We start from the raw sequence: 13821 nt of genomic DNA, 5'->3' as shown, positions 1-13821 counted from the left end.
TGATGGCTGGACTTAGCATTCGCAACCTTGCCAAACGATATGGCGCAGTCAGCGTCATCGAAGGGCTGGACCTTGACATTCATGACGGGGAATTTCTGGTGCTGGTGGGGCCTTCGGGCTGCGGTAAATCCACACTTCTGCGCATGATCGCGGGGCTGGAGGAAATTTCCGACGGCACGCTGTCCATTGACGGGCAGATCGTCAATGACGTGCCTGCCGCGCGCCGTGATCTGTCGATGGTGTTCCAGTCCTATGCGCTTTACCCGCATATGACAGTGCGCAAGAATCTGGCCTTCGGGTTGCAGAACCTGAAAATGCCCCGTGCAGAGGTCCAGCGCCGTGTGGATGACGCCGCGCGCGCGTTGCAGATCGAACCACTGCTGGATCGCAAACCGCGCCAGTTGTCAGGCGGACAGAAGCAGCGCGTCGCCATTGGCCGCGCCATCGTGCGCGAACCAAAGCTGTTCCTGTTTGACGAACCGCTGTCCAATCTGGATGCGGAATTGCGTGTGCAGATGCGGGTTGAACTGGCCGCGCTTTACAACCGGCTGAAGGCCACGATGATCTATGTTACCCATGATCAGGTCGAAGCGATGACCCTTGCCAGCCGCATTGTGGTGCTGCGCGGGGGCAAAATCGAACAGGTCGGCACCCCGCATGAGCTGTATACCCGTCCGGCCAATCTGTTTGTCGCCGGTTTCATCGGGTCACCCAAGATCAACATGCTCCCTGTCAATCTGGATCTGGCGGCAGGGCGCATCCACAGCGCTGATTTTGGCGCCTTCAGGACCATCGCCCTGCCCGACAAGGGCAGCACCGCCACCATCTGCGTGCGCCCCGAAGCCGTGAAGCTGGGCGCGGGTGACGTGTCCGCACAGGGCAAGGTGCGTCTGGTGGAATATCTTGGCAGTGAATCGCTGGTTTATGTGGACCTGCCTTCAGGGGAAACGCTTCTGTTTCACGGGGCCGGGCTCGACAGCCATAAGCCGGGCGAAGATGTCACGGTCGGGCTGAATTTTGCTGATATGCATGTCTTTGACTGCGACGGCCAGCGCGTGGACGCGGCGCTGGAACAGGCGGCCTGATCAGATGCGATACGCCATAGTCGGGTGCGGATCGCGCCATGAAATGTTTGTCAGGGCGCTGACCGGGCCGTTTGCCGACCGTCATCAGCTTGTCGCCCTGTGCGACAGCAACCCGGTGCGCCTGAACATGTCCCGGCGCAATGCCGGTGGTGGGGTCGGTGCCTATCCCGCGCAGGATTTCGCGCGCATGCTGGGTGAAACCACGCCCGATGTGGTCATCGTGGCGACGCCTGACCACCTGCATGCAACCTATGTCATTGCAGCGCTGGATGCAGGGTGCGATGTGATCTGTGAAAAGCCGCTGACGGTCGATGCCGCATCGCTGCGCGCCATCACGCTTGCGCAGGCCCGCAGCCGCGGCACGGTCAAGGTGACCTTCAACTACCGCTATGCCCCCGCGCGCAGCCAGATCCGTGACTTGCTGGCCGATGGCGCGATCGGGCAGGTGGTGGCGGTTAATTTCCGCTGGCAACTGGACCGGATACACGGCGCGGATTATTTCCGCCGCTGGCACCGGCAAATGGAAAATTCAGGCGGGTTACAGGTGCATAAATGCACCCATCACTTCGATCTGCTGAACTGGTGGCTGGACAGTGCGCCCCAAAGCGTGGCGGGTAGTGGACAGCGCGCCTTCTATACCCCGCAAACCGCGGAACGCTATGGGCTGGCGCAGCATGGCAAGCGCTGCACCGGTTGCGCCGTGAAACTGGACTGCCCCTTCGCGCTGGACCTTGGCGCAGATGCGCGGCTGGACGCGATGTATCGCGCCGCCGAAGGGGCGGACGGGTATCATCGCGATCTGTGCATCTTCGACCCGGAAATCACCATCGAGGACACGCTTCAGGCCCATATCCGCTATGCCAGCGGGGCAGTGGCCAATTATACCCTGTCCGCCTATGCCCCGCAGGAAGGGCTTCAGGTCACCTTCATCGGCACCGAAGGCGAGTTGCATCACCAGCACACAGAATTGCATGGCATTTTCGGCGGCACCCGTTCCGCGCATGAACACGAACACATGTCCACTGTCCTGCACAGGTCCGGCCATGCACCCCGCAACATTCCGATCCCTGAAACGCAAGGGGATCATGGCGGCGCGGACCCGGTCATGCTGGGCTATCTTCTGGCCCCCGACAGCATGCCGGACCTGCCGCATATGGCCGCGCCCGACACCCGCGCGGGGTGCCTGTCAGTGGCTACCGGTCTTGCGCTGGTGCAATCAATATCCACAGGGCAAACTGTGGCAATTTCCGACATATTGCAGCCGGACTGGTTTGCGATGGGGTGATGCGGCGTTCATGCGGTGCCGGAACCGGCATCTTCCGGCGGCTGGGCTTCCAGAACCTGCGTCAGTTGCATTGCAAATCTGGAACTCGCGACAGGCAGCGAACGCCCGCGAAGCTGGCCCAGCAGTAGCACACCCTGCGATATATCGCGCGGTGAAATTTCGCGGATGACCATACCGGACTGGCGCGCGGCATTCAGCCCGATGGGAATCTGAAAGCCCACGGCATGTTCCTTGATGACATAATGACGGATCAGTTCAAAGGATTCGGTTTCCAGCACCGGCGACAGTTTCCGGCGCATGGCGCGCGCCGCATTGTCCAGAAGGTGGCGCACGCCATATTCCGCAGACGGGGCGACATGAATGTGGTCCAGACAGTCGCGCAACCGCAGTTCCGGCTTGGCCGCCAGCGGGTGATCAGCGGCCATGACTGCACAGACGGGCTGGGGTGACATGGCAATCACTTCGAAATCGACCATCACCACCGGTTCGAATACCAGCGCAAGATCACAGTTGAACGCGGCAAGTTCCGCTTCGGCCCGCGAGCGATCGCGCACGATCACGCTGAAAGTCACGCCCGGATGGTCGCGGCGGTAGCGCGAAATCTGTTCCGGCAGGAAATAGGGCAGCAGCGCCTGCGAACAGGCAATCCTGACATGGCCGCGCCGTACACCCGACAGATCCGCCACCTGACTTTGTACCCGCGCCATGTCCGAACGCTGGCTGCGGTAATGCTGCAGGATCAGCTCGCCCGCCGGGTTCAGCCGCACACCCCGCGCCAGACGTTCAAAAATCTGATCGCCGAATTCATCCTCAAATTTCGAAATGCGCCGGTTCAGTGCCGATGCCGTCAGCCCCGCATCCTCTGCCGCTTTGCGGATGGACCCCGCGCGCGCCACAGCCTCTATCAGGCGAAAGGTTTCCATGTGGCGCATGTCGGGCCTGTCCATAGTTGTTCATTTTTTGCATCAGTATTGTGAAATCATAGCATTTCCGGAATATGCTGCAAGCAGGTATCGTGTCCGCAATGCATCCATACGCGCCCAGAATCATCAGGAGCCCTGCCATGTCCCTTCTCAATCGCCGTGCTTTCCTTGCTTCCGCCACTGGTGCGGGCCTGTTGCCCTTCCTGCGGGTGCTGCCTGCCAGCGCGCAAGGCAGTGACACGCTGGTCACGGTTTTTGGCCAGACCATCAACAGCCTTGATCTGCACCGTGTCGGCACCAACCGCGCCAGCTATCAGGTGGCTGTCAACTGCTATGACCGGCTGGTGGGGTTTGGCGCAAAACAGCTGCCTTCGGGTGAAATGTCCTATGACTACGACGAAATAGTACCCGAACTGGCCGAAAGCTGGACCATTTCTGACGATGGGCTGACCATTACCTTCAAGCTGAAACCGAATGCCACCTTCTGGGACGGGCGCAAGGTAACAGCGGAAGATGTAAAATGGTCCTTTGACCGTGCCGTGTCTGCCGGGGGGTTCCCCACCACGCAGATGGCGGCAGGCGGTTTTTTCCGCCCCGACCAGTTCGAAGCACTGGACGCCGAAACCTTCGTCGTGAAGCTGGACTATCCGTCCAAACTGTCGCTGCCGAACCTTGCGGTACCTGTGCCCTTCATCATCAATTCGGAAGTGGCCAGGGCGCACGCCACCGAGGCCGACCCATGGGCCATGGAATATCTGCACACCACGCCTGCCGGGTCCGGTGCCTACAAGATTGCGCGCTGGGATCAGGGCCAACAACTGGTCTATGAACGCAATGACGCATGGGTCGGCGGCGACCTGCCCGCCATCAGGCGCGTGATCCTGCGAGAGGTGCCTTCGGCAGCAACACGCCGCGCACTGGTGGAACGCGGCGATGTGCAGATCAGTTTCGACATTCCTGACCGCGATGCGGCGGAACTGGCCGACAAGCTGACCGTCCATTCCACACCGGTTGAAAACTGCATCCATGCGCTGTGCCTGAACAGTAAATTCGCGCCCTTTCAGGATTCTGATGTGCGCAAGGCCGTGGCCTATGCCACCCCCTATGAGGCGATTTTCGAAGCTGCCGCCTATGGGCGCGGTGCCAAACTCTGGGGTGGCGACACGGAAATAACCGACACAGCATGGCCGCGCGCCTTTCCCTATGACACAAATCTGGATCTTGCACGCGAACATATGGCAAAATCGGGCTTTGTAGACGGGTTTGATGTAACATTGTCAATCAGCCTTGATCTGGTCAGTTGGATGGAACCGGCCGCGCTGCTGATACAGGAAGCAATGGCGCAGATCGGCATCAACGTGACTGTTGACCGTATTCCGGGTGCAAACTGGCGCACTGTCGCGCTGGTGGACAAGACGCTGGACATGCATCTGGAAAACTTCGGGGGCTGGCTGAACACGCCTTGCTATTACTTTTTCTGGGCCTACCAGAAAGACCGGCTGTTCAATTCGTCTGCCTATGACAACCCGGCTGTGCATGACCTGACCGAACAGACATTGCACATGGCCATGGATGACCCGGAATATGCGCCGCTGATCAAACAGATGTTCGAGATCGTGATAGAGGATCTGCCGCGCATTCCGCTGTATCAGCCCGCGCTGAATGTGGCGATGAACGGCGCAGACGGGTATGAATTCTGGTTCCACCGCCAGCTTGATGTACGCCCACTGACCGGCGCAGGGGCATAACATGGCAACCCGGTGGCTTCCGATCCTGTGGCGGCTGGTCCAGACCATTCCGGTTGTCATCGGGGTTGTCATCATCAGCTTCCTGCTGACACGCGCATTGCCGGGCGATCCGGCAGTGCAGTTTGCGGGCCAGATGGCCACGCCGGAAAGCATTGAACAGGTGCGCGCGGCGCTGGGGCTGGACAAGTCACTGCCGCAGCAATTCCTGATCTATTGTCAGGCGTTGTTGCAAGGGGATCTGGGCCAGTCAGTGGCCACCGGGCGGCCAGTGCTGACCGATCTGGCTACGCGACTACCCGCATCGCTGGAACTGACATTGACGTCCCTGCTGCTGTCTTGCCTGATTGCCATTCCGCTGGGCGTGCTGGCTGCCGTGCGGCAGGGGTCATGGGTGGACCACCTGTGTCGCGTGCTGGTGACAGCGGGCGTGTCGCTGCCCACTTTCTTCACCGGCATTCTGCTGATCTATATCTTCTATTACCTGCTGGGTTGGGCACCTTCGCCGCTGGGACGGCTGGATTTCGTCTATTTCGACCCGCCGCGCGTGACCGGGTTTTTCCTGATCGATTCCCTGCTGGATGGTGATCTGCGCACGTTCACAGGGGCGGCCAAACAGCTTGCGCTGCCCGCGATCACGCTGGCGCTGTTCACATTGGCCCCGATCGCACGCATGACCCGCGCCGCCATGCTGACCGCGCTGTCATCGGACTACATCCGCACCGCGTGCGCCGCTGGCCTGACCCCGCGCAAAGTGCTGTTCGGTTATGCGTTCCGCAACGCACTGCTGCCGGTTGTGACCACGCTGGGTATGGTGTTTTCCTTTGTGCTGGGCGCGAATGTGCTGGTGGAAAAGGTGTTCGCCTGGCCCGGCATCGGGTCTTACGCGGTCGAGGCACTGGTGCAGTCTGACTATGCCGCTGTGCAGGGCTTCGTGCTGGCGATGGCGCTTCTGTTCGTGCTGATCAACCTTATCATCGACCTCAGCTATGCGCTGATCGATCCACGCATCGGGTTTTCTTCAAAATGAGCGATCTTGCCCCCACCCAGACCAGTAACGGCATGCTGACCCATCTGGGCCATATTCTGCGCGAAAATCCGGTTACGGCGCTGTCCTTCGGGCTGTTTGCATTTTTTGTCGGTCAGGCTTTGGTCGGGCAATGGCTGGTGCCCTATGACCCGCTGGCCACCAATGCCGCACAGGCCCTGCAACCCCCGTCTGCCGCGCATTGGTTCGGCACCGACCAACTGGGCCGCGATGTGTTCAGCCGCGTGGTGGTCGCGACACGGCTGGACCTGACGATTTCGGTCCTGGCGGTGGCAATTTCGTTCGTGTTCGGGTCCGTGCTTGGCGCGATTGCGGGCTATTGGGGCGGCTGGCTGGATGCGGTGCTGAACCGCATTCTGGATACCATCATGGCATTCCCGCTGTTCGTGCTGGCCATGGGAATTGTGGCCGCCCTTGGCAACACCATTGAGAATATCATCTACGCGACCGCGATCATCAACATTCCCTTCTATGCCCGTGTTGTCCGCGCAGAGGTGAATATACGCCGCGAAGCAGGCTTTGCCCTTGCCGCGCGCCTGTCGGGCAACAGTCATCTGCGCACGCTGGCGTTTCACATCTTCCCGAATGCACTGCCCCCGATGATGGTGCAGGTGTCACTGAACATGGGCTGGGCCATTCTGAACGCGGCGGGCCTGTCCTTTGTGGGCCTTGGCGTGCGCCCGCCGACGCCGGAATGGGGCATCATGGTGGCCGAAGGGGCGAATTACATCATTTCCGGCCATTGGTGGGTCGCGCTGTTTCCGGGGATGTGGCTGATGCTGGCGGTCTTTACCTTCAACCTGATGGGCGACGGTCTGCGCGACCTTGTTGACCCCCGCAGAAGGACTTGATTCCCATGTTGTCAGTCAAGGATCTTTCCGTCGCCTTCAGAACCCGCAAGGGGCAGGTAGACGCAGTGCGCGGCATCTCGTTCGATCTGGCACCGGGCGAAACACTGGGGATTGTCGGCGAAAGCGGGTCGGGCAAATCGGTGACATCCTATGCGCTGATGCGCATTCTGGACGCAGGTGGCCGCATCAGTCAGGGCGATGTGTCCTGGAACGGGCGCGACCTGCGCGCCGCATCCGAATCCGCCATGCGCCAGGTGCGCGGGCGGGAGATTTCGATGATCTTTCAGAACCCGCGCGCGGCGTTGAACCCCATCCGCAAGGTGGGCCACCAGATCGAAGACGTGCTGCGCCAGCATGGACGCGCCACCCGCGCCAATGCGCATGAAAAGGCCATTGAAGCGCTGGAGGCCGTAAAAATCCGCGATGCGGCAGGGCGCTACCATGCCTATCCGTTCGAACTGTCGGGCGGTATGTGCCAGCGTGTTGTCATCGCACTGGCACTGGCCTGCGGCCCCAAGCTGATGATCGCAGATGAACCCACCACCGGCCTTGATATCACCACCCAAAAAGCCGTGATGGACCTGATGGGTGATCTGATCCGCGAACGTGGCATGTCCGCCATCGTCATCACCCATGATCTGGGATTGGCGGCGGAATATTGCGACCGGCTGGCCGTGATGAAGGACGGTCAGATCGTGGAAACCGGCGCGTCTGGTGATCTGTTCGCGAACCCTCGCCATCCCTATACCCGCAAACTGGTCGATGCCACGCCCCGCCCCGGCGTCAACATCCGCGACCTGCTGCCGCCTGAAATCCGCACCCCCGATCTGCCGCATGATGTGGGGGGGCGCGCGCTGCTGGAAGTTGTCGATCTGGTCAAGATCTATCCCGGCAAATCCGGCCCGGTTCATGCCGTTAAGGGCATCAACTTCACAATCCGCGAAGGGCAATCCGTGGGGTTGGTGGGTGAATCCGGCTGCGGGAAATCCACCACGTCATCGATGCTGGTGCGCCTGCTGGACCCGACATCGGGCGCGGTTGTCTTTGACGGGCATGAAATCGGCGGCATCCCGGCGGAACGTTTCCTGCGTGATGCGCGGCGCGGCCAGATTCAGATGGTGTTTCAGGACGCAACCGACAGCCTGAACCCCCGCCACAATGCCTTTGACAGCATTGCCGAACCCCTGCGCCGCCTTGGCGCATTGCGCGGGGCGGCCCTGCGCGCGCGGGTCAGGGAACTGGCGCACCTGACCGGCCTGCCCGAACACCTGCTGTCGCGCTATCCGCATCAGTTGTCGGGTGGGCAGAAAGCGCGGGTGGGTATCGCCCGCGCCATCGCACTTGACCCGAAATTCCTGATCCTGGACGAACCCACAGCGGCGCTGGATGTGTCCATTCAGGCCGTGGTGCTGAACCTGCTGGCCGATCTGCGCGCGCGCCTTGGCATGACCTATCTGTTTGTTAGCCATGATCTGAACGTGGTCCGGCTGCTATGTGACCATGTGATTGTCATGCAGGATGGCCAGATTGTGGAACAAGGTCCGACGGCTGCGGTCATGGACGCGCCCACCCACCCCTATACCCGCGAATTGCTGAACTCAGCGCCAAAACCGCCGGCGCCACCCGCTGCAGCGCTGACCAATGCCGCAGAATGAATAAAGGAAAAGACATGTCGTCACTGCCCTCCCCCCTGACCATATGTGACCTGCACACTGCCTATGCGGCAGGCGTTCCGGTTGCTGATGTCCTTCAGGAAATCTTTGCCCGTATCAAGGCAGTGAATGATCCGGGCATTTTCCTGCATCTGGCCAGTCTGGCGGAACTGGACATGCATATTCAGGCGCTCGGGGCCTATGACCCAGAGCGCCCGCTTTGGGGCGTTCCCTTCGTAGTGAAGGACAATATCGATGTGGCGGACATGCCCACAACCGCGGCCTGCCCCGACTGGGCCTATACGCCCGCCAAGGACGCATTCGCGATCGCACGGCTGCGCGCGGCAGGTGCCATTCCCATAGGCAAGACCAATCTTGACCAGTTCGCAACCGGGCTTGTGGGCATCCGCACACCATGGCCCGTGCCGCGCAACGCGCTGGATGCGGAAATCGTGCCGGGGGGGTCGTCATCCGGGTCGGCGGTGGCGGTCGGGCATGGAATTGTGCCCTTCTCCCTTGGCACCGACACGGCGGGGTCGGGCCGAGTGCCTGCGGCGCTCAATGGCATTGTCGGGCTGAAACCGACTCTCGGCATGGTGTCGGCAACCGGTGTCGTGCCCGCCTGCCGCACGCTGGATACAATCTCGGTCTTTGCGCGCAGCGTGACCGATGCGCATGCCGTATTACAGGCCATGGCCGGGTATGACCCTGCCGATGCCTATGCCCGCGACATTCCCGCAACCCCGCTGCGCCCCGCACCCCCGCATGTGAAAGTCGGCATTCCCGACCCCGCCACGCGCGAATTCTTCGGCGATGCGCTGCAAGCAGCGGCATTTGATGCGAACCTGGGCGCACTGCGCAATCGCGGCGCACAGATCGTAGAGCTGGATTTCACGCCCTTCTATGACGTTGCCAATATGCTGTATGACGGGGCATGGGTGGCCGAACGGCATACGGTCATCGAAACCTTACTGGCGCAGAAGCCGGATGCCGTTCACCCCGTCACCCGCGCCATCATCGGCAAAGCCGAGGGCCTGAGTGCCACTGATGCGTTTCGCGGCATCTACCGGCTGGCGGAGCTGCGCCGCATTTGCGCACCGCTGATCGCCTCGGTTGATCTGCTGGCGGTGCCCAGTATCCCCACGTTCTATACGCTGGCCGATCTGGATGTTGACCCGATCACGCCGAATACCAATCTGGGCACCTACACTAATTTCGTAAACCTGCTGGACCTGTGCGCGCTGACTGTGCCCATGTCCCCCCGCGCGGATGGCAGGCCTGGCAGCCTGACGCTGATCGCCCCCGCGGGGCATGATGCGCGATTGGCCGCCGAAGCGCTGGCCCTGTCAGGGCAGGCCGTGGCCGCACCCGACGCCGCGTCAGGGGACGAGATTGCGCTGGCGGTCTGCGGTGCGCATATGTCCGGCCTGCCGCTGAACCATCAGCTTGCGTCGCTGGGGGGCAGGTTTGTCAGGACGACAGAAACCGCGCCATGCTACAGTTTCCACGCGCTTGCAGGCGGGCCACCGGACCGTCCGGGGCTGGTGCGCGAAGCCAAAGGCGGGGCCCGCATCGCGCTGGAAATATGGGCATTGCCGAAACGCGCGCTGGGGCATCTGATGTGCCAAATCCCCGCGCCACTGGGTCTGGGCAGTATCGTGCTGTGTGACGGATCTCAGGTGACGGGTTTCCTGTGTGAGGCTGCGGGCACTGACGGCGCGCGCGATATCACCGCCCTTGGGGGATGGCGCGCCTATCTCTCGCAGGGGGTTGCGGCACAATAAGGAGACCGCTGGCGCATGTCCGGCAATTCCCCGCCGCGCGTGGATCAGGTCGGTCTGATCATGCGCGCGGTGTTTGCCCCGGCGCCAGACCCAGCCGTTTACGCATTGACAACGGCTCGTCACAACCACGATCCAGCCACAGGCCTACCAGCCCGCGCGGCAGATAAAGCGCGAAGACAATCGCAACGATACCGATCCCCGCCAGATACCACGCACCGAAATCACCGAATATTTCCTGCAATGCGAAAAACAGCAGCGCGCCCAGTATCGGGCCGATGAAGGTGCCAAGCCCCCCGACCAGCACCATGAACAGCATGAAAACCGACCATTGCACGCCAAAGGCCGTGCGCGGCTGAAAGGTGATGGCCGATGCCAGCCACAACGCGCCCGCCAGCGCACAGCCCACTGACGCGATGATGTATATGCGTTGCTTGACCTGAAAGGTTGAAATGCCCACTGACGCCGCAGCACCTTCGTCGTCGCGGATCGCCTGACTTTGCGCGCCGATGCGCCCGTGCAGCAGCCGCCATGTGCCCCAGATCATCACGCCCATGCTGGCCAGCGCCAGCAGATAGACCGTAAGGCGGCGAATTTCGGGCGCATAGGCGTTCAACGCCACCAGCGAGGTGCCGGTTTCACCCTGAATCAACGGATCAAACGAAACGACAGCACGGATGGCTTCGGCAATGACCCATGTGGCGATAGCAAATTCGCCTACCTTCATGCGCAGCACGAACCATGACAGAACCCACGCAGCCAGCCCGGTCAGCGCCGCGCCCATGAAGATGGCGGGAAAGGGCGGCAGGCCCGCCTCCACCAGCCGGATCATGGCGTAGCCGCCAAGCCCCACAAAGGCCTGTTGCCCGACGGATACCAGCCCGGCATAGCCTGCAAGCAGATTCCACATAACGGCAAACATTATCAGAATGAACAACAGCGTCAGCTTGTCCACGACCAGCGCAGATGCAACCAGCGGCAACAGGGCCAATGCCACAAATACCAGACAGGCCAGCCCTATCAGCCAGCGGTCGGACAGGGGCATTGGCAGGATATGGGTGGTTTTCATGCTTTTCTCCGCAATCTGTCCCGGTGCAGGAACACGGCCACAATGGCACTGCGCCAACCGCCCCGGTCATTGGCAGCAACGCGCATCAGCCGGAAGGCCAGCACGCCCAGAAACAGGCAATGCCCGGCCAGAATGGAAAATTGCGGCGAGATCATTCCGCCAAAAGTCTGTGCCACGCCAAGCGCAATGCCGCCGATCAGCGTGCCGCGCAATGACCCGATCCCCCCGATCACCACAGCCTCGAAGGCGAAGATCAGCATCATCGGTCCGGAAAAGGGCGTCACCTGCGCGCGTAATGCCAGAAAAATGCCTGCCAGACCGGCCAGCGCCACGGCAATCGCCGCCGCCCAGCGATGCACGCGCCGCGCATCCACCCCGCACAGAGCTGCGGCCTCAGCATCTGTGGAGGTAGCGCGCACCGCACGGCCAAACGGTGTGCGCGTCAGCAGAAGATGCAGAACACCCAGAACCACAATGGCGGTTACAAACATATAGACCGGCAGCTTGCCGATGAAGATATTGCCCGGCAACTGCCAGCTTGACCATGACAGCGCCCCGATATGCGCGCCCAGCGATTTCGTGTCCGACCCGAACACCGCGAACATGCCGTTTTGCAGCGCCGCCGCCAGCCCGATTGTTGTCAGGATAGGAATCAGGAAACCGCCTGCCAGCGCGCGCTCGAATATCAGCCGCTGCATCAGCCAGCCAAGCGCGGCCATGGCAGGCAAGGTCAGCGCAATCGCCGCCGGAACCCCAAAACCCATGGTCTGCACCAGCCATAATGCGCCCATTGCCCCCAGCACAGCCATATCCCCATGGGCCAGATTGATAAACCGCACCACGCCAAACATCAGCGACAGGCCAGCGGCCAGAACCGCGTAATAGCCCCCCAGCAAAATGCCCTGGATCAGTGATTCAAGCATGTCCGCCCTCCGGTGTCTTGTGAATGCCGAAATAGGCGTCGGTAATTTGCTGGCGGGTCAGATCCTGCGGCTTTCCGTCCAGTTCGATAATCCCTTCGGCCAGACAGATGATGCGGTCTGCAAATGCCATGGCGCGGGTCAGATCCTGTTCAACGACAATCATAGTCAGATGTCCTTTCAGGCCCTCCAGCGACTGATACAGCCCCTCAACTGCCGCCGGGGACAGGCCCAGCGACACCTCGTCCAGCAGCAACACCGACGGGTTGGCCACCAGCGCGCGGCCAATCGCCACCGCCTGCCGCTGCCCGCCCGACAGCCCGCCTGCGGCCCGGTCCAGCAAGGGCGTGATCTGGCCAAAGGCATCGCAGACACTGGCCAGTGTCCAGTCGCCGCGCCGCCCGTTTTCCGCCGCGATCATCAGGTTTTCGCGCACGCTCATATCCTCGAACAGGCGGCGACCTTCGGGCGACATGGCAATACCTGCCTTTAGGCGGGCATGCGCGGGCATCTGCGTGATGGGGGTGCCCGCCAGCGCGATTTCGCCCTCGGCCACCGGATGCAGGCCAGCGATCATGCGCATCATGGTGGTTTTTCCTGCGCCATTGGCACCGATCACGGCCAGGGTTTCCCCTTCGGGAATGTCCAGCGACAGCCCCTTGACCGCCTGCAACAGGCCATGCCGCCCCACCATATCTGATATTTTAAGCGCGCTCATTCCGGGCTGCTCCCAAGATAGGCGCGCTGCACATCCGCATGGGCAATCACGTCGCGCGGGTCACCTTCGGCCAGAATCCGGCCCTCGGCCATACAGGCCAGCCGGGTAACGACACGCAGCAGCGCGTGCAGGATATGTTCAATCCAGATAATCGTCAGCCCTTCGGCCTGCAGCCCCTGGATCAGCGCGATCAGTTCATCAAGTTCTGCTTCGGTCAGCCCGCCGCCGATTTCATCCAGCAGCACCACCCGTGGCCCCGTCGCCAGCGCGCGCGCCACTTCCAGCCGCTTGCGGTCCAGCAACCCCAGCGCCCCGGCGGGGCGGTTGGCATAAGCTGTCAGGCCAGTGCGTTCCAGAATTCCGGTGGCGCGGGTCGTGGCTTCTGTGATGGACAGGCCCGCCCCTGCCACTGCGGCAACATGAATGTTCTCAAACACCGTCAACCCGGTAAACGGGCGCGGCACCTGATGGGTGCGCGCCAACCCCATGCGACACCGTTCTGCCGCGTTGCTGCCCGACAGGTTCTGACCCGCCAGCCGGATGGTGCCCGAACTGATGGGGAAAGCCCCCGCCATCGCCCCGAACAACGTGGTCTTGCCCGCGCCATTGGGACCGACGACGCCCAATGCTTCGCCCGGCATGACGCGCAGATCCACATCATGCAGCACTTTTAACGCCCCGAAGGATTTGCCAATCCCCCGCGCTTCTAGCATCGGTTCTGCCGTCATGCTGGCCATGTTCTGA

At 61.7% G+C, this 13821-nt stretch carries 12 protein-coding genes; 7 read left to right on the top strand and 5 right to left on the bottom strand.

What is annotated here, in order from left to right:
- Positions 1 to 2: 2 nt before the first annotated feature.
- Together PUT78_RS07635 and PUT78_RS07630 are read left to right on the top strand one after the other, a co-directional pair.
- Entirely contained in the window at positions 3 to 1085 is a 1083-nt protein-coding gene (locus PUT78_RS07635) for an ABC transporter ATP-binding protein (RefSeq protein ID WP_274351658.1), read from the top strand.
- 4 nt (positions 1086 to 1089) lie between these two features.
- Positions 1090 to 2370, top strand: coding sequence for a Gfo/Idh/MocA family protein (locus PUT78_RS07630; protein WP_274351657.1), 1281 nt, complete (start codon positions 1090 to 1092; stop codon positions 2368 to 2370).
- 8 nt (positions 2371 to 2378) lie between these two features.
- On the opposite strand, the gene PUT78_RS07625 is transcribed toward PUT78_RS07630, so the two are convergent.
- Entirely contained in the window at positions 2379 to 3317 is a 939-nt protein-coding gene (locus tag PUT78_RS07625; protein ID WP_274351656.1) for a LysR family transcriptional regulator, read from the bottom strand.
- Between the two features lie 116 nt (positions 3318 to 3433).
- Between PUT78_RS07625 and PUT78_RS07620 the strand changes: the two genes are divergently transcribed.
- Genes PUT78_RS07620 through atzF form a run of 5 tightly spaced genes read left to right on the top strand, consistent with a single transcriptional unit; the run spans position 3434 to position 10373 of the window.
- The gene (locus PUT78_RS07620; protein WP_274351655.1) at positions 3434 to 5041 is read left to right on the top strand and encodes an ABC transporter substrate-binding protein; all 1608 of its coding nucleotides are present in this window, start codon (positions 3434 to 3436) and stop codon (positions 5039 to 5041) included.
- A 1-nt stretch (position 5042) separates the two neighbouring features.
- Positions 5043 to 6068, top strand: coding sequence for an ABC transporter permease (locus PUT78_RS07615; protein WP_274351654.1), 1026 nt, complete (start codon positions 5043 to 5045; stop codon positions 6066 to 6068).
- The gene (locus PUT78_RS07610; protein WP_274351653.1) at positions 6065 to 6937 is read left to right on the top strand and encodes an ABC transporter permease; all 873 of its coding nucleotides are present in this window, start codon (positions 6065 to 6067) and stop codon (positions 6935 to 6937) included. The genes PUT78_RS07615 and PUT78_RS07610 overlap by 4 nt, the downstream gene beginning before the upstream one ends.
- A gap of 5 nt (positions 6938 to 6942) precedes the next feature.
- Complete coding sequence (locus PUT78_RS07605) at positions 6943 to 8592, top strand: dipeptide ABC transporter ATP-binding protein (protein ID WP_274351652.1); 1650 nt, start codon at positions 6943 to 6945, stop codon at positions 8590 to 8592.
- A 14-nt stretch (positions 8593 to 8606) separates the two neighbouring features.
- The gene (atzF, locus tag PUT78_RS07600) at positions 8607 to 10373 is read left to right on the top strand and encodes an allophanate hydrolase (RefSeq protein WP_274351651.1); all 1767 of its coding nucleotides are present in this window, start codon (positions 8607 to 8609) and stop codon (positions 10371 to 10373) included.
- Between the two features lie 58 nt (positions 10374 to 10431).
- Here the strand turns inward: atzF and PUT78_RS07595 are convergent, their stop codons facing one another.
- From PUT78_RS07595 to PUT78_RS07580, 4 genes are read right to left on the bottom strand one after another with little or no spacing between them, the layout of a single operon-like run.
- The gene (locus tag PUT78_RS07595) at positions 10432 to 11439 is read right to left on the bottom strand and encodes a branched-chain amino acid ABC transporter permease (protein WP_274351650.1); all 1008 of its coding nucleotides are present in this window, start codon (positions 11437 to 11439) and stop codon (positions 10432 to 10434) included.
- Complete coding sequence (locus PUT78_RS07590; protein ID WP_274351649.1) at positions 11436 to 12362, bottom strand: branched-chain amino acid ABC transporter permease; 927 nt, start codon at positions 12360 to 12362, stop codon at positions 11436 to 11438. The genes PUT78_RS07595 and PUT78_RS07590 overlap by 4 nt, the downstream gene beginning before the upstream one ends.
- Positions 12355 to 13077 (bottom strand): ABC transporter ATP-binding protein, encoded by a 723-nt coding sequence (locus PUT78_RS07585; RefSeq protein ID WP_274351648.1) that lies wholly within the window; start codon positions 13075 to 13077, stop codon positions 12355 to 12357. Before PUT78_RS07585 ends, PUT78_RS07590 begins: the two co-directional genes overlap by 8 nt.
- On the bottom strand, positions 13074 to 13814 hold the full coding sequence (locus PUT78_RS07580) for an ABC transporter ATP-binding protein (RefSeq protein ID WP_274351647.1): 741 nt from the start codon (positions 13812 to 13814) through the stop codon (positions 13074 to 13076). Before PUT78_RS07580 ends, PUT78_RS07585 begins: the two co-directional genes overlap by 4 nt.
- Positions 13815 to 13821 lie beyond the last annotated feature (7 nt).

Origin of the sequence: Roseinatronobacter alkalisoli, assembly GCF_028745735.1 — a bacterium.
In the GTDB taxonomy this organism is placed as follows: Bacteria; Pseudomonadota; Alphaproteobacteria; order Rhodobacterales; family Rhodobacteraceae; genus Roseinatronobacter; species Roseinatronobacter alkalisoli.
The sequence above is the reverse complement of the archived record's forward strand: the minus strand, read 5'-3'. Positions and strand labels throughout refer to the sequence as shown.